26 protein-coding genes and 1 tRNA gene are annotated in these 23,642 nt (G+C 51.8%); 12 read left to right on the forward strand and 15 right to left on the reverse strand.

The window, feature by feature from the left end; all coding sequences use genetic code 11:
• Window positions 1-30: 30 nt before the first annotated feature.
• Entirely contained in the window at window positions 31-909 is an 879-nt protein-coding gene (ripR, locus tag ACLJPE_RS10535; protein ID WP_000423177.1) for an itaconate degradation transcriptional regulator RipR, read from the reverse strand.
• Window positions 910-1,000: 91 nt separating this feature from the next.
• Between ripR and ripC the strand changes: the two genes are divergently transcribed.
• The 4 genes from ripC (at window position 1,001) to ACLJPE_RS10555 (ending at window position 4,189) form a co-directional block, all read left to right on the forward strand.
• The gene (gene ripC, locus ACLJPE_RS10540; RefSeq protein WP_001112897.1) at window positions 1,001-1,843 is read left to right on the forward strand and encodes an itaconate degradation C-C-lyase RipC; all 843 of its coding nucleotides are present in this window, start codon (window positions 1,001-1,003) and stop codon (window positions 1,841-1,843) included.
• 23 nt (window positions 1,844-1,866) lie between these two features.
• Entirely contained in the window at window positions 1,867-2,394 is a 528-nt protein-coding gene (ripB, locus tag ACLJPE_RS10545) for a (R)-specific enoyl-CoA hydratase RipB/Ich (RefSeq protein WP_001094308.1), read from the forward strand.
• A 24-nt stretch (window positions 2,395-2,418) separates the two neighbouring features.
• Window positions 2,419-3,744, forward strand: a complete 1,326-nt coding sequence (gene ripA / locus ACLJPE_RS10550) for an itaconate CoA-transferase RipA/Ict (protein ID WP_000982337.1) — start codon at window positions 2,419-2,421, stop codon at window positions 3,742-3,744.
• 64 nt (window positions 3,745-3,808) lie between these two features.
• Window positions 3,809-4,189 carry a VOC family protein gene (locus ACLJPE_RS10555; RefSeq protein ID WP_000582672.1) on the forward strand — a complete coding sequence of 127 codons (381 nt, stop codon included), beginning with the start codon at window positions 3,809-3,811 and terminating at the stop codon, window positions 4,187-4,189.
• 158 nt (window positions 4,190-4,347) lie between these two features.
• Here ACLJPE_RS10555 and ACLJPE_RS10560 read toward each other — a convergent pair.
• Window positions 4,348-4,423, reverse strand: a tRNA-Phe gene (locus ACLJPE_RS10560).
• A 105-nt stretch (window positions 4,424-4,528) separates the two neighbouring features.
• Window positions 4,529-5,236: a DUF554 domain-containing protein gene (locus tag ACLJPE_RS10565; protein ID WP_000234466.1), complete on the reverse strand. Its 708-nt coding sequence runs from the start codon at window positions 5,234-5,236 to the stop codon at window positions 4,529-4,531.
• A 424-nt stretch (window positions 5,237-5,660) separates the two neighbouring features.
• Here ACLJPE_RS10565 and ACLJPE_RS10570 point away from each other — a divergent pair, with 424 nt between their 5' ends.
• A complete protein-coding gene (locus ACLJPE_RS10570; protein WP_023207650.1) occupies window positions 5,661-7,796 on the forward strand; it encodes an ornithine decarboxylase in 2,136 nt (711 codons plus the stop codon).
• Window positions 7,797-7,857: 61 nt separating this feature from the next.
• On the opposite strand, the gene ACLJPE_RS10575 is transcribed toward ACLJPE_RS10570, so the two are convergent.
• The 4 genes from ACLJPE_RS10575 to mutY form a co-directional block, all read right to left on the reverse strand.
• Window positions 7,858-9,114 (reverse strand): nucleoside permease, encoded by a 1,257-nt coding sequence (locus ACLJPE_RS10575; protein WP_001049804.1) that lies wholly within the window; start codon window positions 9,112-9,114, stop codon window positions 7,858-7,860.
• A 216-nt stretch (window positions 9,115-9,330) separates the two neighbouring features.
• Window positions 9,331-10,416, reverse strand: a complete 1,086-nt coding sequence (gene mltC / locus ACLJPE_RS10580) for a membrane-bound lytic murein transglycosylase MltC (RefSeq protein ID WP_000976289.1) — start codon at window positions 10,414-10,416, stop codon at window positions 9,331-9,333.
• Between the two features lie 112 nt (window positions 10,417-10,528).
• The gene (locus ACLJPE_RS10585) at window positions 10,529-10,804 is read right to left on the reverse strand and encodes an oxidative damage protection protein (protein ID WP_000091706.1); all 276 of its coding nucleotides are present in this window, start codon (window positions 10,802-10,804) and stop codon (window positions 10,529-10,531) included.
• Window positions 10,805-10,831: 27 nt separating this feature from the next.
• A complete protein-coding gene (gene mutY, locus ACLJPE_RS10590) occupies window positions 10,832-11,884 on the reverse strand; it encodes an A/G-specific adenine glycosylase (RefSeq protein WP_001148959.1) in 1,053 nt (350 codons plus the stop codon).
• A 154-nt stretch (window positions 11,885-12,038) separates the two neighbouring features.
• Here mutY and trmB point away from each other — a divergent pair, with 154 nt between their 5' ends.
• The 5 genes from trmB (at window position 12,039) to ACLJPE_RS10615 (ending at window position 16,228) form a co-directional block, all read left to right on the forward strand.
• Window positions 12,039-12,758 (forward strand): tRNA (guanosine(46)-N7)-methyltransferase TrmB, encoded by a 720-nt coding sequence (trmB, locus tag ACLJPE_RS10595; RefSeq protein ID WP_000786890.1) that lies wholly within the window; start codon window positions 12,039-12,041, stop codon window positions 12,756-12,758.
• A complete protein-coding gene (locus tag ACLJPE_RS10600; protein ID WP_001107559.1) occupies window positions 12,758-13,084 on the forward strand; it encodes a YggL family protein in 327 nt (108 codons plus the stop codon). The genes trmB and ACLJPE_RS10600 overlap by 1 nt, the downstream gene beginning before the upstream one ends.
• Before the next feature lie 49 nt (window positions 13,085-13,133).
• The gene (locus ACLJPE_RS10605; protein WP_039512848.1) at window positions 13,134-13,853 is read left to right on the forward strand and encodes a DUF2884 domain-containing protein; all 720 of its coding nucleotides are present in this window, start codon (window positions 13,134-13,136) and stop codon (window positions 13,851-13,853) included.
• 188 nt (window positions 13,854-14,041) lie between these two features.
• The gene (gene ansB, locus ACLJPE_RS10610; protein WP_000394189.1) at window positions 14,042-15,088 is read left to right on the forward strand and encodes an L-asparaginase 2; all 1,047 of its coding nucleotides are present in this window, start codon (window positions 14,042-14,044) and stop codon (window positions 15,086-15,088) included.
• A gap of 132 nt (window positions 15,089-15,220) precedes the next feature.
• Window positions 15,221-16,228, forward strand: coding sequence for a DUF1202 domain-containing protein (locus tag ACLJPE_RS10615; RefSeq protein ID WP_023233416.1), 1,008 nt, complete (start codon window positions 15,221-15,223; stop codon window positions 16,226-16,228).
• A 90-nt stretch (window positions 16,229-16,318) separates the two neighbouring features.
• Here the strand turns inward: ACLJPE_RS10615 and hemW are convergent, their stop codons facing one another.
• From hemW to ACLJPE_RS10640, 5 genes are read right to left on the reverse strand one after another with little or no spacing between them, the layout of a single operon-like run.
• Window positions 16,319-17,455: a radical SAM family heme chaperone HemW gene (gene hemW / locus ACLJPE_RS10620; protein WP_023214414.1), complete on the reverse strand. Its 1,137-nt coding sequence runs from the start codon at window positions 17,453-17,455 to the stop codon at window positions 16,319-16,321.
• Window positions 17,448-18,041: an XTP/dITP diphosphatase gene (locus tag ACLJPE_RS10625; RefSeq protein ID WP_001174769.1), complete on the reverse strand. Its 594-nt coding sequence runs from the start codon at window positions 18,039-18,041 to the stop codon at window positions 17,448-17,450. The genes hemW and ACLJPE_RS10625 overlap by 8 nt, the downstream gene beginning before the upstream one ends.
• 7 nt (window positions 18,042-18,048) lie before the next feature.
• The gene (gene yggU, locus ACLJPE_RS10630; protein ID WP_001277203.1) at window positions 18,049-18,339 is read right to left on the reverse strand and encodes a DUF167 family protein YggU; all 291 of its coding nucleotides are present in this window, start codon (window positions 18,337-18,339) and stop codon (window positions 18,049-18,051) included.
• Window positions 18,336-18,902 (reverse strand): YggT family protein, encoded by a 567-nt coding sequence (locus ACLJPE_RS10635; RefSeq protein ID WP_001094848.1) that lies wholly within the window; start codon window positions 18,900-18,902, stop codon window positions 18,336-18,338. Before ACLJPE_RS10635 ends, yggU begins: the two co-directional genes overlap by 4 nt.
• An 18-nt stretch (window positions 18,903-18,920) precedes the next feature.
• A complete protein-coding gene (locus tag ACLJPE_RS10640) occupies window positions 18,921-19,625 on the reverse strand; it encodes a YggS family pyridoxal phosphate-dependent enzyme (RefSeq protein WP_000997812.1) in 705 nt (234 codons plus the stop codon).
• Window positions 19,626-19,642: 17 nt separating this feature from the next.
• Here ACLJPE_RS10640 and ACLJPE_RS10645 point away from each other — a divergent pair, with 17 nt between their 5' ends.
• Both ACLJPE_RS10645 and ACLJPE_RS10650 read left to right on the forward strand, forming a co-directional pair.
• Entirely contained in the window at window positions 19,643-20,623 is a 981-nt protein-coding gene (locus ACLJPE_RS10645; RefSeq protein WP_001055645.1) for a type IV pilus twitching motility protein PilT, read from the forward strand.
• Between the two features lie 131 nt (window positions 20,624-20,754).
• Complete coding sequence (locus tag ACLJPE_RS10650; protein ID WP_000098340.1) at window positions 20,755-21,456, forward strand: IclR family transcriptional regulator; 702 nt, start codon at window positions 20,755-20,757, stop codon at window positions 21,454-21,456.
• Between the two features lie 31 nt (window positions 21,457-21,487).
• On the opposite strand, the gene ruvX is transcribed toward ACLJPE_RS10650, so the two are convergent.
• From ruvX to gshB, 3 genes are all read right to left on the reverse strand, one after another.
• Window positions 21,488-21,904, reverse strand: coding sequence for a Holliday junction resolvase RuvX (gene ruvX, locus ACLJPE_RS10655; protein ID WP_001285491.1), 417 nt, complete (start codon window positions 21,902-21,904; stop codon window positions 21,488-21,490).
• Entirely contained in the window at window positions 21,904-22,467 is a 564-nt protein-coding gene (locus ACLJPE_RS10660) for a YqgE/AlgH family protein (RefSeq protein ID WP_001053167.1), read from the reverse strand. The genes ruvX and ACLJPE_RS10660 overlap by 1 nt, the downstream gene beginning before the upstream one ends.
• A 215-nt stretch (window positions 22,468-22,682) precedes the next feature.
• Complete coding sequence (gene gshB, locus ACLJPE_RS10665) at window positions 22,683-23,630, reverse strand: glutathione synthase (RefSeq protein WP_000593248.1); 948 nt, start codon at window positions 23,628-23,630, stop codon at window positions 22,683-22,685.
• Window positions 23,631-23,642: the final 12 nt, after the last annotated feature.

Consider the following 23,642-nt stretch of genomic DNA (forward strand, 5'->3'; position numbering starts at 1 on the left):
AATGATTATTCAACGCTCACGTAACTGCATTCAGCCAGTGACTTTCAGGATGAAGTTTCTCAGCGTTGGCGATGTATCGCCGCGCCGGTATGCCAGAGCCAACTTTGCGACGGGCATCTGGTCTGCAACGGGGCGGTATACTACTCCCTTGACATTAACCTGTCTCATTGAATCTGGAACCATCGACACACCCATCTCTGCCGACACAAGGTTAATGACTGACGAAATTTGCGGCACGAGTTGACCAATTTTCGGTTCAAAGCCCGCTTTACCGCAGGCCTCGATCACTGCGTCATAAAGCGACAGGCCGATTTCACGTGGGAAGAGTAAAAAAAACTCATCTTTGAGAATCGAGAGTGCAATCTGTTTACACGCCGCAGCAGGATGCGTTTCTGCCAGCACAATAACCATTGGCTCTTCAGACAGTAACCTGAGCTGGAACCGTTCATTGCCTGTAAAACCGGGTCTCAGAAAGGCAACATCCAGCGATCCTTCATTCAATTCATCAGCCAGTTGAGTTGTATTTCCTTCCTCAAGCTGCAAACGAACGTCAGGATAAGCCCGCTTGAAAGTACGGATTGCGCCGGGCACCACACTGTTAAATGCCGCAGAGGCAGTAAAACCCACCCTTAACACGCCCGATTCCCCCCTGGCAACACGCTGCGCTGCCAGCACGGCTCTTGTCGCGGTAGCAGGCATCCCTTTAACAACATCATAAAATGCTTTTCCAGCCTCGGTTAATTCCGCGCCATGAGGCACTCTCCGGAATAGCTGCGCTCCCAGCTCTCTTTCCAGATCCTTAATCTGTTGGCTTAGCGGCGGCTGACCTATGCCTACTTTTGTCGCAGCCCGCGTGAAATGCCGCTCTTCAGCGACGGCGAGAAAATAGCGAATATGGCGCAGTTCCATCCTCATCTCCAAAAGCAATTAAGAATGGCACCATCATATATTGGAAGAATGAAACCGGCGAGCGCATAGTGAGGTTAACAGGAGGTGCAATATGCCCGATATTTCTCATACACCGACACGTAGCTGGCTTTTTACCCCAGCAATTCGACCAGAACGTTTCATAAAAGCAGTTGAAAGTGCGGCGGACATTTCTATTATCGATCTTGAAGATTCCGTCACCCCGAATGACAAGGCGCAGGCCCGGAAAATTGCGATGCAGTTCCTTTCATCCCGACCAAACTCATCGCTGAAAATAGCATTAAGAATTAATGGAATGAATACTCATGCTGGCATTGAAGACCTGCATATGTTACTGGAATGCCGTTTTTTTCCTGATTACATTATTCTTCCGAAAACAGAGTCAGCCGCGCACCTGCAAATCGTGGATAGTCTTATCATGATGGCTGGTTCTGATACTCGCCTTATTGGCATTATTGAGTCAGTTGTTGGGCTTAATGCCGTAGAGTCTATTGCGGACGCCACCCCCAGACTCTGCGGGTTGATGTTTGGCGCCGCAGATATGGCGGCTGACATTGGCGCCACACCCGCCTGGGAGCCTCTTGCGCTGGCGCGGGCCAGAATAGTGGCTGCCTGCGCTATGAAAGGGCTTCTTGCAATAGATGCTCCCTTCTTTGATATAGGCGATTTTTCAGGTCTGAAAGAGGAAACGCTGCAGGCGCTCAGTTTTGGTTTTTCTGCAAAATCGGCTATTCACCCCGCTCAGATTAGTGTAATCAACGCCGCATTTACTCCTACAACGGCAGAAATTAATCATGCTCGTGCAGTACTGACAGAGAATGCCAAAGGCGTCGGGATCGTTAGCGGCATGATGATAGATGCAGCCGTTGCCCGTCAGGCCCGGAGATTACTCGCCCGGGCAGGGATCTTTTCCTGATTTTATTAACAGAGGAATTGATTATGAACACGTTATTACCCGCTTATAAAACCATTAGCGAGGGGCGCTACCGAGAAATTTCGGGTCTTTACTGGGAGGATTTTCATCCCGGTGATGTTTTTGAACATCGTCCCGGCCGGACGGTTCTGGACGCCGATAATGTGTGGTTTACCCTGCTCACTCTCAATGTGCAGCCGGTCCATTTCGATGCGGCTTACGCCAGCAAAACGGAATGGAAAAAGTTACTGGTTGATTCAACGTTCACTCTGGCGCTTTTAACCGGTATGAGCGTGCGTACTGTCAGCGCCAGGGTCGTGGCCAATCTTGGCTGGGATAAGGTACAAGCCGTCCATCCGGTTTTCGCAGGGGATACACTTTATGCTGAAAGCACTGTACTCAGCAAACGCCTGTCAAATAGTCGCCCGGGACAAGGCATCGTTACCGTTCGGACATGTGGTATTAACCAGAATGGTGTAGAGGTCATGCGCTTCGAACGAACAATGTTAGTTTATTGCTGTGGATGTTCGCCTGAAGAAGACGCCGCTTATTGAGAAATCGCCCTGAGGTTTAGAGTCATGATGAATGTTAATGCAGTGTATGCCGAAAAATGCGTGACGCCTGACGAGGCGGTTACTTTAATTACCTCCGGCAGTCACCTCTCTATGGGAATGTTTGCAGCAGAGCCTCCAGCTTTGCTGAATGCGCTGGCAAAGCGAGCGAAAAGGGGAGAAATCAACGATCTGCGGGTTTACTGTTATGAAACAGCCAGCATTGCCGGGAACACTATTTTCCGTTATGAGCTAAGTGACTATATTCATCTCTACAGTATGTTTATTACCGGTATTGAACGGGCTTTAATACGTCAGGGGATTGAGAGTTCCGGGCGAAAAATAGTTAACTATGTACCTTCAAATTTTCATCAGGCGACGCGATTACTGGCTGATGATATTGGTATTGATACCTTTATTCACACCGTGTCCCCTATGGATAAGTATGGCTATTTTAATTTTGGAACTGGAAACGATTATTCCACCCGGATTGCGAGGACAGCTAAAAAGCTTATTGTCGAAGTTAACAAATATATGCCGCGCGTTCATGGAGAAGGTGCTGCAATCCATATTTCAGAAATTGACGCCATTGTTGAAAACCATGTCCCTTTAATTGAACTACCAATACGTACTGCCGTAGCCGAAGATATTGCTATCAGTCAGATTATCGCTTCTCTTGTGCCAGATGGCGCTTGTCTCCAGATGGGGGTCGGCGCATTACCGGAGCTCATCTGTAATGCGCTCAAGGAACATAATGATCTGGGGGTCCATACAGAGGCGCTGAATCCGGGGTTGGTAAGTTTGATTCAACAAGGCGTCGTTACCAACCAGCGTAAAAATATCGACCGGGGAATGTCTGTATTTACTTTTGCTATGGGACAAAAGGATATGTATGACTATCTCAACGACAACCCCTCTTTTTTTAGTCGGCCTGTCGATTATGTTAACGATCCGGGGATCATTGCGCAAAATGAGAATGTTGTCTCCATTAACGCTACCTTACAAATCGATCTCACTGGTGCCTGTAACTCTGAATATTTGCTTGGACACCAGTACAGCGCTTCAGGAGGGCAATTGGATTTTGTCAGAGGCGCATATGCATCTAAAGGAGGTCGTTCCATTATTACGACCCGCTCAACGGCCGCGAATGATACGATTTCTCGTATTGTTCCCCGCCTTGAGGGGCCTGTAACAACCCCACGAACGGATACGCACTGGATAGTCACTGAATTTGGCTCCGTAAACCTGAAGGGGCTCTCTTCAACCGAGCGTGCGCTCAGCATCATTGAATTGGCACATCCCAATTTTCGGCAGCAACTTAGAGTAGATGCAAAAAAAATGCATCTGATTTAAAAGTAGGTTAATGCTATTTTTTAATGTAGCATCCCTAAAATATAAACATCATGAGTCTATTCAAATGATAATTGACAGAATTGATCACCTTGTATTAACGGTATCTGATATATCAACCACAATAAGATTCTACGAAGAGGTACTTGGTTTTTCTGCGGTAACATTTAAACAAAACAGAAAAGCGTTAATATTTGGAGCGCAAAAAATTAACCTCCATCAGCAAGAAATGGAGTTCGAACCAAAAGCGAGTAGACCAACGCCGGGATCTGCCGATTTATGTTTTATTACATCGACACCGATAAATGATGTTGTGTCTGAGATCTTACAGGCAGGCATTCCCATTGTTGAAGGCCCGGTTGAGAGAACTGGAGCCACAGGCGAGATAATGTCTATCTACATCAGGGACCCTGATGGAAACTTAATTGAAATTTCGCAGTATGTTTAATGTTAAAACTTACTATTACTGCCTTTATTATGATCACGCATCCGTTTATATTGGTCTAATGGAGATCATATGGCAATAATTTCTGGAAAGAGTCTATGTTCAAACTTATTGACTTGAAGACATCGAGGAATTCATAAGAAAGCATAAAAAAGGAAAGGTGGTGCCCGGACTCGGAATCGAACCAAGGACACGGGGATTTTCAATCCCCTGCTCTACCGACTGAGCTATCCGGGCAACGAGGCGCATTAAACCGTAATCGCCTCGCTTCGTCAACGAAATTTCTTCAAATCAACGTAGACTGCACAATCTATCACCACTTTGTTGCTATTGCACGCAGAATCAGGCAAAAAACATCGCCCATGCGGCGGAAATCGGCATCGCCAGCAACAGCGCCGGGAGCATATTCACTACCGGAAACATTTTGATTCCACATACACGCAAGCCGGTCGCCACCAGCAGCAGTCCGCCCACAGCGCTAAAGTCGCCCATCATTGCCGGCGTGGTCAACGGAAGAATGAGGGTGGCGCAGGCGGCAAGCGTTAACTGGATAATCAACATCGGCGCGCAAATCGCCGAAACGGCGATGCCAAGCGAACAGGCGAAAATAATGGCAGTGAAAAAATCCAGAAAAGATTTAGCGATCAAAATGTTTGGATCGCCAGTCATCCCTTCATGCATCGCGCCGAAAATACCGGTGCCGCTGGCGCAAAAAAGTACAATGATAGCGACGTAACTTTGAATAAATGAGTCGTGTGTCGGCTTTTTACCCGATGCCATAAATAATTGTTGGATTTTCGCGACTGCGCCATTAATGCCTTTTTCCAGCAAACAAAACTCGCCGATAAGCGCGCCGACCAGCGTCGCCAGCACCATCACCGGAAGATTAGCGCACTTCATCACCAGCAGAATGCCAATACCCAGAGAGCACAGACCAAAAATAGACGTCATTGAGACGCGAATCCGTTCTGGCAGACGCTGACTTAACAGCGCGCCAATAACGCCGCCGAATAAAATTGCGCCAGCGTTAATAAAAGGTCCAATTACCACAATGACTCCTGTTATTTGTCTTTCAAATTGCCTTATTATCACGCGATTAAGCTGTTAATAGCTTGATTATCTGTGACGTATAGAGCGCTGATTTTACCTTGCGCCGTCTGGTGAAAGGTGCCATGATTGCGTGAAATTTCTCCTGCCAGCATGGGGCTCGCCGGGATGAACATAGCGCCTTTATATTGTCTTCACTGTCGCCTGACTGCGCGAGGTTTGCCCCTTTCTTTCCTTTTTTTTGTCATCCCCGCTATGCGGTGAGGGCAGCGCACGCTCACTGCAGGACAACAGTAAAATCAGAAACAGTCTGTTTTTACTGATGTCTGGCGGTCGGAGCTGGTATCCAGTTTGACCCGGCATCTCGTTGGGCAAGGCATCGGCCTTGTCCGGGGTTACTCTACTCCCGAAACGGGTATTTGCGCTTATGAAATCAATGAATATTGCCGCCAGCGGTGAACTCATCCCCCGTCTCTCCACCCACCGAAACGTAGTGGCGCTGGACAGTACAGACTTTACCGATGTGGCCGCAGTCGTCATTACCACTGCTGACAGCCGTAGCGGTATTCTGGCGTTGCTTAAACGCACCGGTTTTCACCTGCCGGTGTTTATGCTTGCGGATGAACCCGTCAGCGCGCCTGTCGGCGTCACGGCGGTAATAGGCGGGAACGCGCAGGAATGGCTGGAGCTGGAAAACGCTGCCTGTCGCTACGAAGCGGAACTTCTGCCGCCCTTTTATGGCACCCTGACCCAGTATGTCGACATGGGGAATAGTACCTTTGCTTGCCCGGGGCACCAGCATGGCGAGTTTTTTAGAAAACATCCCGCAGGCCGCCATTTTTATGACTTTTTTGGTGAAAACCTGTTTCGTGCGGATATGTGTAACGCCGATGTGAAACTTGGCGATCTGCTCATACATGAAGGTTCTGCCAAACACGCGCAGAAATTTGCGGCAAAAGTGTTTAATGCGGATAAAACCTACTTTGTGCTGAATGGGACTTCGGCGGCGAATAAAGTGGTCACCAACGCCCTGCTGACGCGCGGCGATCTGGTGCTGTTTGATCGTAATAATCACAAATCCAACCACCACGGCGCCCTGATTCAGGCCGGGGCGACGCCAGTCTATCTTGAAGCGGCGCGTAACCCGTTTGGTTTTATCGGTGGCATTGATGCGCACTGTTTTGATGAAACGTACCTGCGCGACCAGATTCGTGACGTGATGCCGGAAAGCGCCGATGCGTCGCGTCCGTTCCGCCTGGCGATCATTCAGCTGGGTACCTATGACGGCACTATTTACAACGCCCGTCAGGTGGTGGATAAAATCGGGCATCTCTGCGATTACATTCTGTTTGACTCCGCGTGGGTAGGCTATGAGCAGTTTATCAATATGATGGCGGATACCTCGCCGTTGCGGCTGGAGCTTAATGAAAACGACCCTGGGATCTTTGTGACCCAATCGGTACATAAGCAACAGGCGGGGTTCTCACAAACCTCGCAGATCCACAAAAAAGATAACCATATTCGCGGCCAGGCGCGTTTTTGCCCGCACAAACGCCTGAACAACGCCTTCATGTTGCACGCCTCGACCAGTCCGTTCTACCCGCTGTTTGCGGCGCTGGATATCAATGCCAAAATCCACGAAGGGGAGAGCGGTCGCCGCCTGTGGGCGGAGTGCGTTGCGCTGGGCATTGACGCGCGTAAAGCCATTCTCGCCCGTTGCAAACTGCTTCAGCCCTTTATCCCACTGGTGGTTGACGGCAAGCCGTGGCAGGCATATCCGACGGAGACCATTGCCAGCAATCGTCGTTTCTTCAGTTTTGAGCCCGGGGCGAAATGGCATGGCTTTGAGGGTTATGCGGATGACCAGTATTTTGTCGACCCCTGTAAACTGTTACTGACCACGCCAGGTATTGATGCCGATAGTGGGCAGTACACCGAATTCGGCATCCCGGCGACCATTCTCGCCCACTATCTGCGTGAGAACGGTATTGTGCCTGAGAAGTGCGATCTCAACTCGATTCTGTTCTTGCTGACACCCGCTGAGAGCGAAGAGAAACTGGCGCGGCTGGTCGCGATGCTGGCGCAATTTGAACGACACATTGAAGACGATACGCCGCTTGCGGATGTATTGCCGACGGTTTTTCAGAAATACCCGGTGCGCTACCGCGATTACACCCTGCGTGAGCTATGTCAGGAGATGCACAACCTGTACGTTAGCTTTGACGTTAAGGATCTGCAAAAAGCGATGTTCCGCAAAGAAAGCCTGCCGCATGTGGCGATGAACCCACAGGACGCCAACAGCGCCTTTATTCGCGGCGATGTAGAGCTGGTGCGTATCAGCGAGGCGGACGGGCGTATTGCTGCCGAGGGGGCATTGCCATACCCGCCGGGCGTACTGTGCGTGGTGCCGGGGGAGATTTGGGGCGGCGCGGCGCAGCGTTATTTTTTGGCGCTGGAAGAGGGCATCAATCTGTTGCCCGGTTTTTCGCCTGAATTGCAGGGGGTATATAGCGAGACTGATGCCGATGGAATTCAACGCTTGTACGGATATGTTTTAAAGTAACGTTGCCTGCAGGCCGGATAAGGCATTTACGCCTTATCCGGCCTGCGAAACAGGGCAAGAATTAATGTGCAACGGGTTGCGAACTTGCCGGAACGCGAACGTGTTTGTATTTGAACAAGGCTACGAACGCAAAGGCCAGCACCAGCGAGTAGCCTGCGAAGATGAGCCACACGGTCTGCCAGTCGGTAATGCCGTTTTGAGTGTAATACTCCACCACTTTACCGCTCACAATGCCGCCCAGGATACAGCCGAAGCCGTTGGTCATCATCAGGAACATTCCCTGCGCGCTGGCGCGGATTTCCGGGCGTACTTCTTTTTCGACAAACACCGAGCCAGAAATGTTGAAGAAATCGAAGGCGCAGCCGTACACAATCATCGACAGTACCAGCAGAACGGTACCGAACGGCGTCGGGTCGCCATAAGCGAACAGGCCGAAACGCAGCATCCACGCCACAATACTGATAAGCATAACGTTCTTAATACCATAACGGCTCAGGAAGAACGGAATGGTCAGGATGAATAACGTTTCAGAAATCTGCGAAATCGACATCATCACCGAGGCGTGCTGCACGATAAAGCTACTGGCGAATAGCGGATCTTTATCAAAGCTATGCAGGAAGGTGTTGCCAAACATGTTGGTGATCTGCAGTTCCGCGCCCAGCATCATGGAGAAGATGAAGAAAATCGCCATCCGCTTATTTTTAAACAGCGCAAAAGCGTCAAGGCCCAGCATTGATGTCCAGCTCTGGTTTTTCTGTTGGTTCGCCACCGGAATGTGCGGCAGGGTAAAGGTAAACAGTACCAGCAGAACGGAAAGCGTCGCGCCGATATAAAGCTGCATATGGCTCAGCTCGAAACCGGAGAAACTCACGCCCCACATCGCCAGAATAAAGCCAATGGTGCCCCAGATACGGATAGGCGGGAAGTCAGTCACAATATCCATGCCGGCAGACTGCAGGCGGTAATACGATATGGTATTGATCAAGCCCAACGTCGGCATATAGGCCAACGAGTTAAGCAGGATCACAAAGAACATCGCCCCAGGCGTAGTGACTTCCGCGGCCATGAATAGCGTGATGGCGCCGACAACATGACACAGGGCATAGACCCATTTCGCGCTCAGCCATTTGTCAGCCACAATGCCTAGCAAGGTCGGCATAAAGACGGCGGCAATCCCCAGTGAACTATAAACTGCGCCAATAGATGCGCCGTCAAATTTTAAGGTGACGAACATATACGAGCCCAGGGTAGTGAGCCAGCTTCCCCACAGACAGAACTGCAGAAAAGAAAGTATTTTAAGCTGCAGCTTAAGATTCATGTTAATTTCCTCACACCTGAGAGCGGATGAATGTTTTAAAAGGCACATTTGCCGTTGTGATTTGGTGTGATTCTATCAATGAGAGGCGGGCTTTTTTTGTTACCTGTGACAAATATTTGCAAACAATTTCTGATTGCAAGGTAAAATGGTGACGGAGTTAACACTTTTGCCTTTCCCGCCGCTGTCCTGTGCCAGCCAGAGGCGGGATGCGATGGTTTATCGGCGGCGATACGATCGCTGGGCGGAATTCACCTTATACAGATAGCGGCGCGACTCCGCAGATGGATGTCGGGTGGTTAATATCTGGTACACATCCCCCGGCGACATGCGGTTAATCATATTCGCGGCCTGAATTTTATCGTTCGAGAATACGCGTAATACGCTGCCTGCGCCGCCATTGTAGGCGGTAATGACCGCATAGCGCCGCGACGTCGGATTCTCAATACCGCTCAGATAGACATTATTCAACATCGCCAGATACGCTGTGCCGGTATCGATATTGCTGGCGGGGTCGAACAGGAAGTTACGGCTTGGCGTGCCGGACTTACCCTGAGAACGGAAAACATCTTTCCCGGCGCTGTGTTGCACCACCTGCATCAGGCCCAGCGCATCCGCGTGGCTGACCGCATACGGGTTGAACGAGGACTCCGTTTGCATAATCGCCAGAATCAGCGACTCGTCAACGCCGTATTTACGGGAGGCCTGGCGTACCATGCCAATGTATTTATGCGCGCGTTTATCAAGGTGGTTCGGCACCAGATTAATGGTGACGCTGTAAATAATACGCAGGCCGTTACTGCGGCTTTTGAGCCGCGTTTTCAGCAAGTAATCCGCGAATGTCGTGGCGCGGCCTTCCCAGCGAATAGGCTGGCCGGTATTGTCGAGGACCTGACCATACAGGAAGGGTTCTTTAGAAATTTTTATGTCATCGACATCGGAGTAAAGATCGACGGAGGTTGGGTCGTCACCCATGAGCAACGTTTTAATAATGGCCCGGCGCAGATGTGCGGTAGGTTCCGTCCCGGCGATGGTTTCAACGGTAATGGTCCCATCATCAAAGTTGATGTGGCTACGGGTCTGGAACTGATCGGTATATTTGACGTAGTCTTTCGGCCCGGCGATCAGGACTTCCTTATATCCCCACAGATTTTCAATATTGTTGGCAAATTGCCCCATCAAAATATCAAAGCCGTTGGTATCCTTGACCCAGGCTTCATTATACGTCTCGCCTTTTTTGGTCGAACTGGAGCAGGAGATGAGCAACGGCGCAATAACAGCAAGCGCGAGTAATTTTTTCATCATTCCGGGAGTGCATGTTGTGTTGTCGTTATGCCATGTTGCCGGGCAGCGGCGCTAAGAGCTTATCCGGCATAACTCACAGGCCGAATAAGCGCAGCCTCATTCAGCAACGGGCCTATTTTTTATCTTCCGGCGTATAACCTTCGATATGAACGTCTTTGCCTTCGAACAGGAAGCTCACCATCTCCTGTTCCAGCAGCTTACGGTGCTCGGCGTTCATCATGTTGAGCTTTTTCTCGTTAATCAACATGGTCTGCTTATGCTGCCACTGCGCCCACGCGTCCTTAGAGATCTCGTTATAGATACGTTTTCCCAGTTCGCCAGGGTAGAGCTGAAAATCTTGCCCTTCAGCGTCGCGTTGCAGGTAAGTACAAAAAATCGTTCTGCTCATAAGTCATCCTCTTCATCGACCGGGGCGTTAAACTGGCGCTCCGGTACGTAACTGCTGTAACAAGCGCTCCACGGGGGCCGCCAGTCCGACTGACGGCGGTTGCGCTAAGTTATACCAGAGCGCGCTGCCTTCATCCATGCAGGCGTCCAGTGACGACACGGGAAGCCACATAGGCACAATATCCAGGTGGAAATGGCTAAATGTGTGGCGAAACGCGTTAAGCTGGGTCAAATTATCAGCGTTAACATGCCGTTGCGCCAGCCATTCACGTAATTCATCTTCGCTGGCGAACTGCGGGAAGCAGTAGAGTCCGCCCCATAAACCGCTGGGAGGGCGCTGCGCCAGGAAAATCTCCTGATTATGCTGTAACAATAAAAAGTAACCCGTCCGCTCCGGTAACGTCTGTTTCGGTTTCTTGCCCGGATAGCGTGACCAGCTTTCATGCGCAGCGGCGATACAACCGTTTTGCAGCGGACACAGGGTGCACTTTGGCTTTGAACGCGTACAAACCATCGCGCCCAGATCCATCATCGCCTGATTAAAACGCTCCACGCCGCGTGCGGGCGTCACTTGCTCGCTCAACGTCCACAGCGTATTCTCCACCTCTTTTTTTCCAGGCCAGCCGCTAACAGCATAACAGCGAGCCAGCACACGTTTAACGTTTCCATCAAGAATCGGATAATGTTTACCTAACGCGAGGGAGAGAATCGCGCCGGCGGTTGAACGCCCGACGCCGGGTAGCGCGGCGATTTCGGCAAAAGTTTGCGGGAATTCTCCACCGTGAAGCGTCGCCACCTGTTGCGCCGCTTTATGCAAATTACGCGCGCGGGCGTAATAGCCGAGCCCGGTCCATAAATGGAGCACTTCATCCAGCGGCGCATTCGCTAAATCCGTCACCGTGGGAAAGCGCGCCATAAATCGCTCAAAGTAAGGAATCACCGTCGTCACCTGCGTTTGTTGCAACATGACTTCCGAGAGCCATACTTTGTAAGGCGTCTTGTTAATTTGCCAGGGCAGCGTTTTCCGCCCGTATTTGTCGTACCAGTCCAGAACCTGGGCTGAAAATTGAGACGCTTGCATGGAAACTCATTCATTATTGCCGGGGGCAAGATTGCAGCACAGAGGCCGCAGGGTGTAAACCGGAACTTTCCGCAGTGCGCTTCATGCTTGCATCCGGCAACTAACTTTGGATAATGCCCGTTTTCAGAACTCAAACACAGCAGACTACACTTTTATGAAAAACGACGTCATTTCACCGGAATTTGATGAAAACGGTCGCCCGCTGCGCCGTATTCGTAGTTTTGTTCGTCGCCAGGGGCGACTGACAAAGGGGCAAGAACACGCGCTGGAAAACTACTGGCCGGTGATGGGCGTCGAGTTCAGCGAAGCGCCGGTAGATTTCGCCACGTTGTTTGGTCGCGAAGCGCCGGTGACGCTGGAGATTGGTTTTGGCATGGGGGCGTCTCTCGTGGCGATGGCGAAAGCGCGCCCGGAGCAGAATTTCCTCGGCATTGAAGTGCATTCGCCCGGCGTCGGCGCATGTCTGGCGTCCGCTCATGAAGAGGGCGTTGAAAACCTGCGCGTCATGTGCCACGACGCGGTAGAAGTGTTGCATAAAATGATTCCTGACAATTCTTTATCGATGGTTCAGCTCTTTTTCCCTGACCCGTGGCATAAAGCGCGTCATAATAAACGCCGTATCGTTCAGGTGCCGTTTGCTGAACTGGTATTGAGCAAGCTGAAATTGGGCGGCGTTTTCCATATGGCGACCGACTGGGAAGCGTATGCGGAACACATGCTTGAAGTCATGTCTTCTATCGACGGGTACAAAAATCTGTCAGAGAGCAATGATTATGTACCGCGCCCGGAATCGCGCCCGGTAACGAAATTTGAACAACGTGGCCATCGTCTTGGTCATGGCGTATGGGACTTAATGTTCGAGAGGGTGAAATAATGGCAAAGAACCGTAGTCGTCGTCTGCGTAAAAAAATGCACATTGACGAATTCCAGGAATTAGGATTTTCGGTGGCATGGCGTTTTCCGGAAGGTACATCTGAAGAGCAGATCGATAAGACTGTCGATGACTTTATTAATGACGTTATTGAGCCTAATAAACTGGCGTTTGACGGCAGCGGCTACCTGGCCTGGGAAGGGCTGATTTGTATGCAGGAAATCGGTAAATGTACCGAAGAACATCAGGCGATTGTGCGTAAGTGGCTGGAAGCGCGCAACCTTGAAGAAGTCCGAACCAGCGAACTTTTCGACGTTTGGTGGGACTAATGAGTACAGGGTCGGCAAATGCCGGCCCGCTTTGTCTTGAGGGAAAGTTATGATGCGCAAAACGCTGCTGGCGGCAGTGCTAACGTTTACGGCGATGGCCGCTCATGCAGATTACAAATGCAGCGTCACGCCGCGTGACGATGTGATCCTGAGTCCACAAACGGTGCAGGTGAAAGGTGAAAACGGCAACCTGGTGATCACGCCGGACGGCAATGTGATGTACAACGGTAAGCAGTACACCCTTAGCGCCGCGCAACGCGAGCAAGCGAAAGATTACCAGGCGGAACTGCGAAGCGCGCTGCCGTGGATTGATGAGGGCGCCCGATCGCGCGTCGAAAAAGGCCGCGTGGCGCTGGATAAAATCATCGCTAAAGAGGTGGGCGAAAGCAGCAACATGCGTAGCCGTCTGACGAAGCTTGATGCGCAATTAAAAGCGCAAATGAACCGTATTATCGAACATCGTACGGACGGCCTGACGTTCAACTATAAGGCTATCGACCAGGTGCGTGCCGACGGTCAGCAGTTGGTGAATCAGGCGATGGGCGGTATTTTGCAGGACAGCATTAACGAAATGGGCGCCAAAGCGGTGCTTAAAGGCGGCGGCAATCCTTTACAGGGCGTGATGGGCAGCCTCGGTGGTTTGCAAACCGCTATCCAGAATGAATGGAAAAATCAGGAGAAAGATTTCCAGCAGTTTGGCAAAGATGTCTGTAGCCGCGTAGTAACCTTAGAAGATAGCCGCAAAGCGCTGGTTGGCAGCCTGAAGTAATCTTTCCTTTTTAAACAATGGCGTAGATCGTATCTGCGCCTTTTTATTCTGTTTTTTCCTGCATTTTGTTATCCATCTCTAAAAAATACTCTCTGTTGGATATATATCGCTGGTTAATCGTATGGCGTCACATTATTCGTCTGCAATATAGGGATAATGCGACCAGTTGACATAACTGGAGATATAACATGGAGTTTTTCAGGAAAACGGCATTAGCTGCTCTGGTAATGGGTTTCAGCGGCGCAGCGTTCGCTTTACCGAATATCACCATCTTAGCGACCGGCGGAACGATCGCTGGCGGCGGTGATTCAGCAACAAAATCAAATTATACGGCAGGTAAAGTCGGTGTCGAAAATCTGGTGGATGCCGTTCCTCAATTGAAGGACATTGCGGTAGTGAAAGGCGAGCAGGTCGTTAACATTGGCTCGCAGGATATGAACGATGAAGTCTGGCTCACGCTGGCGAAAAAAATCAATACCGAGTGCGACAGCACCGACGGTTTCGTGATTACCCACGGTACTGATACGATGGAAGAGACCGCTTATTTCCTCGATCTGACCGTGAAATGCAATAAACCGGTGGTACTGGTCGGCGCGATGCGCCCTTCCACGTCAATGAGCGCAGATGGCCCGTTCAACCTCTATAATGCGGTAGTAACAGCGGCTGATAAACAGTCTGCCAACCGCGGCGTGCTGGTGGTAATGAATGATACCGTCATGGACGGACGCGACGTCACTAAGACCAATACGACTGACGTGGCGACGTTCAAAGCGGTTAACTACGGCCCGCTGGGTTATATCCACAACGGTAAAATTGACTACCAGCGTACGCCAGAGCGTAAACATACCACCTCCACCCCGTTCGACGTGTCGAAGCTGACCGCGTTGCCGAAAGTCGGTATCGTTTATAACTATGCGAATGCGTCCGATCTGCCGGCAAAAGCGCTGGTAGACGCGGGTTATGACGGGATCGTGAGCGCAGGTGTGGGTAACGGCAACCTGTATAAAACGGTCTTTGATACCCTGGCGACCGCTGCGCACAACGGTACGGTAGTGGTGCGTTCTTCACGTGTGCCGACTGGCGCAACCACGCAGGATGCGGAAGTGGACGATGCAAAATACGGCTTTGTCGCCTCTGGCACGCTGAACCCGCAAAAAGCGCGTGTCTTACTGCAACTGGCGTTAACCCAGACTAAAGATCCAAAACAGATCCAGACGATGTTCAATCAGTATTAAAGATAATGCCCCGGTCGGAAGGCCGGGGCTATCTTTGGAAGACCTCTCGCACAATCAACACTATTATCTTGCTAATTATCATCATGGTTATGATAATCGTGGGCGTCATGTCTCTGGACGGGAGGTCCACAAGTGGTTCGACAATGGATTGCTGGCGCAGCGCTGTTTGCCCTGATTTCAGGCTATAGTTGGGCAGAGGTTGCTCAACCCTCCGATAACATCTTAAAAGAACAGTTTAGTAAGCAGTACCACGGCATACTTAAACTGGATTCCATTACCTTAAAAAATCTTGATTCGAGGGGCAATCAGGCCACCTGGTCTGCCGAAGGGGATATTTCTTCCCGTGAAGATATGTATACCGGCGTTGGTATGGCGGCGGATTATTATTTTGTTGAAAAAACCTGGACCAAAGATCGTCCCGTTAAATTTTCTGCCATGTTGACCAGCAAAGGGACGCCAGCCTCTGGCTGGACGGTGAGCTATTACTCATTACAAATGGCAGCCAGCGATCAGGGCCGGGCTATTGACGACATTAAAACGAATGATAAATACCTGATCGTCAACAGTGATGACTTTAACTATCGGTTTGGCAACATTGAAGCCTCCTGGCGTGCGCAGAAAGCGTCGATCCCCGGTCTTGAAGAACAACTCTCTGCCCTGGATAAGAAAATAGCGGTAGCTAAAAAAGAAGCGGACGCATATTGGGGAAAAGGCGCTGATGGGAAACCGTTGACCCGCGCCGAGGCGTTTAAAAAGACGTTAAAAGAGCGCGATGATTATGTAAAAGCCAACGATAGCAGCGTATATGCCGAGAAATACGAAAAAGAGGTCTATCAACCGGTATTAGACGCGTGCCGTAAGCAGAGTGAGCCGTGCAATGAAGCGGCTATTCAGCAGAAAAGAGATTTAGACATACACGAGCAACGGCGGCAGGTATTTTTGAAATCAGAAGAGCTGCGTCGAAAAGCGCAGAATGACTGGATAACGTTAGAGAAAGGACAATATCCGCTGAATATAGCGGTACAGAAACTTCAGATGCAACAGAGTGATATCCGCATGAAAATCATGGATATTAATGACGGTTACGAGCGCTGGAAAAAAGATACGGACGATTTGCGTCGTAAAGGGGTTATTAAATAATGCGCTTGCCGGCGGCGCATTAACCGCCACAGGTCGGTAAGCGTCGCGCCATCAGGTATTTTACCCGCTGGCGCGACAGGCTTATCCTTGTTATTCCGCGAGAAACAACTCAAGAAGAGAGTTTAAAAACAGTTTACCGTGCCGGGTAATCTGCCAGTATTGCTCGCATTCGGTCAGGTAGCCCTGGGCAATAGCCTCGTCGATTGGCTGACGAATAACCGCTTCCGTAAGCCCGGTATAGGCGACAAATTCGGCGCGAGGCGCGCGCTCCAGCAACCGAAAACGATTCATAAAGAACTCAAAGGGTTTATCGTCATCACTCACGTCACGCTGGCTTTCCAGGTAACGTCCCTGCATATAACCGCGTGGGTGACGGGTTTTGGTGGTGCGCAGGATCCTGCCGCCCGGGAAGGTGACTTTACCGTGGGCGCCGCAGCCAATCCCCAGATAGTCGCCAAAGCGCCAGTAGTTCAGATTATGCTGGCACTGATAACCGGGTTTGGCATAGGCCGACGTTTCGTATTGCTGATAGCCAGCAGCGGTTAATAACTGGTGGCCCTGCTCAAAGATATCCCACAGTGCGTCATCGTCCGGTAAAACCGGCGGACGCGAACCGAACAAAGTGTTGGGTTCAATCGTCAATTGATACCATGAGAGATGCGGCGGATTAAGCGCAATCGCCTGTCGCAAATCGTTCAGCGCCTCTTCCAGCGTTTGGTCCGGCAATCCATGCATCAAGTCGAGGTTAAAGCTGCGTAGCCCAAGCCCATTTGCCAGTCTTGCTGCCCGCATCGCCTCTTGTGGACCGTGAATACGGCCAAGACGTTTCAGCTTAGGCTCACTAAAGCTCTGCACGCCAATGGAGATCCGGTTTACGCCGGCGCGCTGATAGTCGATGAAGCGGTCGGCTTCGACCGTGCCGGGGTTCGCTTCCATGGTAATTTCCGCATCCGCCGCCAGATTCAGGCGCGCACGCACGCCGTCCAGCAGCGTTTGCATCGCCGGCCCGGAAAGCAGGCTTGGCGTACCGCCGCCAATAAAAATGGTCTTTACTTCACGCCCTTGCGCCCAGGCGACGTCGGCATCCAGATCGCTTAACAGATGCTGGACGTAGTCGTCATGCGGCACCTCGCCCTTCAACGCATGGGAATTGAAGTCGCAATATGGACATTTTTGTACACACCAGGGAATATGAATATAAAGACTGAGCGGCGGTAGTTTAGCCATTGCGTAACGCATCCAGCAGGAGCTTGAGCGCTTGTCCACGGTGGGAAATCGCGCTTTTTTCTTCACGGGTCAGTTCTGCGGCGGTTTTGCCTTCAGACGGTACGAAGAAAATGGGATCATAGCCAAATCCGCCATTTCCGGCCGCCTGGCGAGTAATGACACCAGGCCAACTACCGTGACAGACTATCGGTGTGGGATCTTCGGCATGACGCAAGTAAACTAGCACACAATGGAATCGCGCCTGGCGTTTGTCGTCCGGAACATCTCGTAGAGTATGCAGCAGTTTTTCCAGATTTTGCTGATCTGTCGCGTTTTCGCCAGAATAGCGCGCGGAATAGATACCCGGCGCGCCGCCTAAAACGTCAACGGCCAGACCGGAGTCATCGGCAATGGCGGGCAGACCGGTCATTTTAGCGGCATGGCGCGCTTTGAGAATCGCGTTTTCAATAAACGTCAGGCCGGTTTCTTCCGCGGAGTCAACGCCCAGTTCCGTTTGCGCTACCACATCAAGCCCAAAATCGCTTAACAGCGACGCGAGCTCGCGCACTTTACCGGCGTTGCCGGTTGCGAGAACAACTTTTTGCATGGGATACCTACTCAGTTAACGCCGCAATTTCCGGCGGGATCTGTTGCGGGTGAATAATTTTTACCTGTTTGTGACGGCCCAGCTCGCCTTTTTCGATGACGATCTGACTTTTCGCCACGCGAAACTGTTTACCGAGAAACTTGATCAGATGGCTGTTTGCCTGACCGTCAACCGGCGGGGCGGTAATGGCGACTTTCACCTCGTCGCCATGTAAGCCCACAATACTGTCGCGGCTGGCTTTCGGCTGAATATAAAGCCGTAACACCAGACCGTCTTCGCAGCGAGTCACAGCACTCATAACGCCATCCACAGCCCCGGCAGCAACATGTTGCCTGTCGCTTGTAAGACTTCAGCGATCCCCATATTAACGACATACAGCAGCAGCACCAGAACCATCGGCGAGAAGTCGATGCCGCCCATCGCAGGCAGTATACGGCGAATCGGGCTGAGCAGCGGCTCGGCAAGCTGAATCAATACATATTCAATCGGGCTACGACCCTGGCTCACCCAGCTCATGATAGCCATGACCAGCAGCACCCAGAAGATCAGCAGGCCGATTGTTTTAAGCAAGATAAGCACCGCGGCAATCCAGATAATCGCCTGAAACGTAATTACCTTAAACAGCACTATCGCCTTAATAACGCTAAGAATAAACGCCACCAGCAGGGAAGCGCTGTCAATCGGCCCCATTGGCGGGATAATACGACGCAGCGGTCCGATGATGGGCTGCGTAATTTTCACCACGAACTGGGAGAAAGGGTTGTAAAAGTCACAGCGGGCCCACTGCATCCACACGCGCAATAATAGCACCATGGTATACAGCTCAATTACCGTTGAGAGCAGGAAGGTCAACGTATTCATGGCGTTCCTCAGTTTTCCTTAATTTTTTGTGTAATCACGAGCACCAAAGATAGCGGTGCCGATGCGCACCATTGTGCTACCTGCCGCAATCGCGGCTTCCATATCGTCGCTCATACCCAGAGATAGGGTATCAACGTCAGGGTAGCGCGCTTTCAGCCCGGCAAATGCTACAGCCATTTGACGTGCGACTTCAAACTGCCTTACATAATCTGACTCTGGCGCCGGAATCGCCATCAGTCCGCGAAGCCGCAGACGCGGCAGTGTAGCCACCGCAGCGGCCAGCTCATCCAGTTCCGCCAGCGGAATGCCTGATTTGCTGTTTTCATCGCTGATATTAATTTGGATCAGAACATTTAGCGCCGGCAGATTATCCGGACGCTGTTCGCTCAGACGCGAGGCGATACGCAGGCGATCGATGGTATGACACCAGTCAAAATGCTCGGCCACCAGCCGACTTTTGTTGGACTGTAAAGGGCCTATAAAGTGCCAGTGCAGGCCTTCCACTTTCGCTTCCTGAAAGTGGCGGATTTTTTCCACCCCCTCTTGTACATAATTTTCACCAAATGCCCGTTGTCCGGCGGCAATGGCTTCTGCGATGTCGCTCGCAGGTTTGGTTTTACTCACTGCAAGCAACGTAACTTCTTCTGAAGAGCGGCCGCAACGCGTCGCCGCGGCGGAGATTTTGTCCCGGATGTATGCCAGGTTATGCGCGATATCGTTCATTTTCCGAGGATGTTTATATGAATATGGAAGAAATTGTGACGCTTAGTGTAAAGCATAACGTCTCGGATCTACACCTGTGTAACGCCTGGCCTGCGCGATGGCGCAAACAAGGACGCATGGAGAACGCGCCTTTTACCGCGCCTGATGTCGACAGGCTTCTGCTTGATTGGCTTAATGATGCGCAACAATATCAGTGGCGAACGCACGGCCAGCTTGATTTCGCCGTCTCGCTGTCTGGCACGCGGCGCCTGCGCGCCAGTGCGTTCACACATCAACAGGGAACGTCGCTGGCGCTACGGCTATTGCCCGAGCGTTGTCCTGATCTGGCGGAAATCCAGACGCCGCCGATAGTACCCGCACTGCTTGCCAGCGAGAACGGACTGATTCTGGTCACTGGCGCTACTGGCTGCGGGAAGTCCACCACGCTGGCGGCGATGGTGGGATATCTTAATCAACATGCCGATAAACATATCCTGACGCTGGAAGATCCTATTGAATACCGTTACACCAGCAAGCGTTGCCTGATACAGCAGCGGGAAATCGGCCAGCATTGCGCCACTTTTGCCGCCGGGCTGCGCGCGGCGTTACGTGAAGATCCCGATGTCATTTTACTGGGAGAGCTGCGTGACAGCGAGACCATTCGCCTGGCGCTGACGGCGGCGGAAACTGGGCATCTGGTACTGGCAACCCTGCATACTCGCGGTGCGGCGCAGGCGGTGGAAAGATTAGTGGATAGTTTTCCGGCGCAGGAAAAAGAACCGATACGCAGTCAACTGGCGGGTAGTCTGCGCGCCGTACTATCACAAAAACTGGAGGTCGACAGACAGGATGGGCGCGTGGCGTTGTTTGAATTACTGATTAATACGCCAGCCACAGGGAATTTGATCCGTGAAGGCAAACTCCATCAGTTGGCCCACGTGATACAAACCGGGCAGCAGCAGGGGATGATGACATTCGCCCAGAGCGCGCAATGGCGTCAGGCGCAGGGACGACTGTAGCGAAGATGGCGGCGTAGGGGGGGAGGAAAGTGTTGACTGGCGCGGTGGATTGAACGGTATACAGGCTTGTATCCTGGCGAACCGGCGTTAAAATCGCAGCTTTGTTAAAACCACAGCGAAGTCATTTAACGATGTCATCACAACCGAATCAAAGCCTGATAGATGGCATTCGCTGTCTGCAATATCTGGTCTCCAGCGACCGAGCTATCGGATGTCGCGAGCTTGCCCGGCTGATGGATATTAACACCACGCGCGTTAATCGCCTGTTAATGACGATGGCCTCTATTGGACTCACGATGCAGGATGAGCACCGACGCTATTTGCCCGGGCCAGGCATTCATGCTTTGGCGGTGCAGGCGATTCGCGGTTCAGCGCTGTTCTCCCATGCGTTGCCTATCCTTGAGCGCCATGCGCCCAAAGACATCGTGGTGGCATTAGGCGTGCTATGGGAAGACCAGATTATCTATATTTATCACTCTACGCCGGGTTCGCAGGGAAGTCAGGCGCTGGCGGGGTTTCGCATGTGCCCGGTCTGGCAGTCGGTAACAGGAGTGGCGTTACTGGCGGCAGAAAGCGATGAGGCGCTAATGCAGCGTTTTACTCCGGAGCAGTGGCGTAATCTGGCGCCGCATGTGGCGCAGCAGCGCCAGCGGGGATACGTGCTGTGGCATCACGCTGATGGTGAAGTTTCTATGGCGCAACCGCTAGGCAAGCACGCCGCAGCGCTGGCCTTTGCGGGAATGTGGCGGATTGATGAGGCGGAGGCGGCTGCGCGTTTACAGGCGTTGAAGGCATTAAACCAGCGTATTGCCCAGCAAGCCTGGCAACCGTGACCGCGTTATCCGCCTGCTGACAAAAACGGCTTTAATACCCCTGTTCAAAATAGCTTTCGAGGATAATCACGGCGGAGGCCGAGTCCACTTTGCCTTTGTTCAGTGCGCGATACCCACCTCGTTCAAACAGACCGGAGCGTGCTTCAACGGTGCTGAGTCGTTCATCGTGCAGCGTGACAGTTACCCCGAAACGCCCATGAATACGGTTGGCGAATTTACGTGCGCGCGCCGTCAGCGGTTGTTCAGTGCCATCCATATTGAGCGGTAGCCCGACAATAATTTCGTCCGGCTGCCACTCTTTCAGCAAACGTTCAATGAGCGTCCAGTCGGGCGTGCCGTCCTGTGCTTTGATTGCCGGAAGCGGACGGGCGGTGCCGGTAATACGTTGTCCTATTGCAACGCCGATGCTTTTTGTGCCGAAGTCAAAGGCCAGTAAGGTGTCGCTCATCAGGCGTGCCCCGCAACGCCAGGCATGGTCAGAATATCAATGCCAATAAGTTTTGCCGCTTCGCGCCAGCGCTCGGCAATGGGCGTTTTGAACAAAATATTGAGATCGGCGGGCGCGGTAAGCCAGGCGTTATCAAGCAACTCTTGTTCAAGCTGGCCTTTATCCCAGGAGGCGTAGCCCAGCGCGACCAGCACATCGGAAGGCTGTTGTTGGGTACCTAACGTTTCCAGCACATCGCGGGAGGTGGTAATCACGGTATTGTCTGAGATACGAATGCTGGAGGCGAAACGTGACGGCGGAGTATGGAGAATAAATCCGCGATCTTCCGCCAGCGGACCGCCGAGCATCACGGCTTTATCAAGACGAATTGCCGAATCGCGCGGTTCCGGCGTAATTTTTAGTTTTTCCAGAATCCCTTCAATTTGCAGATTTTCCAAAGGCTTATTAATAATAATCCCCATAGCGCCGTCCTGGTTGTGCTCGCAAATATACACCACGGAACGGCGGAAAATCGGGTCCTGGAGCGCAGGCATGGCAATAAGAAAGTGATGCTGTAAATTCATTGTCAGAGGTTCTGTTTCCTGGTTCAAAAAAACGACAGCGTTCAGTATGTGGGGAAAGCGGACGGTTGTCACTCATATAAGCCGTCTTTTGCCAAAGGACGGCTGCCTTATCGGGCAATAGACTGCCGGATGGCGATGCTGATGCGCCGCCTTATCCGACCGGGGCGGCGTGATTGCTCAGGCCCGGTAAGCGCACGCCACCGGGCAATAAACCTTTACTTCGCCAGACGCGCTTCGATGGCGTCCATCAACATCCCGGTGATAGAGATCGGGTATTCCGCTTCAATTTCACGCACGCAGGTTGGGCTGGTCACGTTAATTTCCGTTAAGCGGTCGCCGATAATATCCAGACCGACGAAAATAAGCCCTTTGGCTTTAAGCGTCGGCCCAACGCGGCGGGCGATTTCCCAGTCGCTTTCGCTCAACGGACGGGGTTCGCCGCGACCACCAGCCGCCAGGTTGCCGCGGGTTTCGCCGCCCTGCGGAATACGCGCCAGGCAGTAAGGCACCGGCTCGCCGTCGACGACCAGAACGCGCTTATCGCCATCTTTGATAGCGGGCAAATAGTTCTGCGCCATGCAGTAGCGGTTGCCCAGCTCGGTCAGCGTTTCGGCAATAACGCCTATGTTAGGATCGCCTTCCTTAACGCGGAAAATGGACGCGCCGCCCATACCGTCCAGCGGTTTCATAATGATATCGCCATGCTTTTCCCAAAACGCTTTGAGCTGCGCTTTATTGCGCGTTACCAGCGTTTCCGGGGTCAGGTCGGCAAACCAGGCAGTATACAGTTTTTCATTACAGTCGCGCAGGCTTTGCGGTTTGTTGACGATAAGCGTCCCTTCCTCTTCAGCGCGTTCCAGAATATAGGTCGCATAAATAAACTCGGTATCAAACGGCGGATCTTTGCGCATCAAAATGACGTCCAGATCGGCGAGTTTAATCTCCTGCTCGCTGCCGAACTCGTACCATTTATCGTAATTTTGCTCCACGCTCAACGTTCGCGTGCGGGCGCGGGCTTCGCCGTTAATCAGATAAAGGTCGGCCATCTCCATATAATGAAGTTCATAACCACGACGTTGGGCTTCCAGCAGCATAGCGAAACTGGTGTCTTTCTTGATGTTGATGTGTGCGATGGGGTCCATCACGATGCCGAGCTTGATCATTATTTTCTCCGT

The sequence above is a fragment of the Salmonella sp. SAL04196 genome (genome assembly GCF_046550835.1).
Classification (GTDB): Bacteria; Pseudomonadota; Gammaproteobacteria; order Enterobacterales; family Enterobacteriaceae; genus Salmonella; species Salmonella enterica.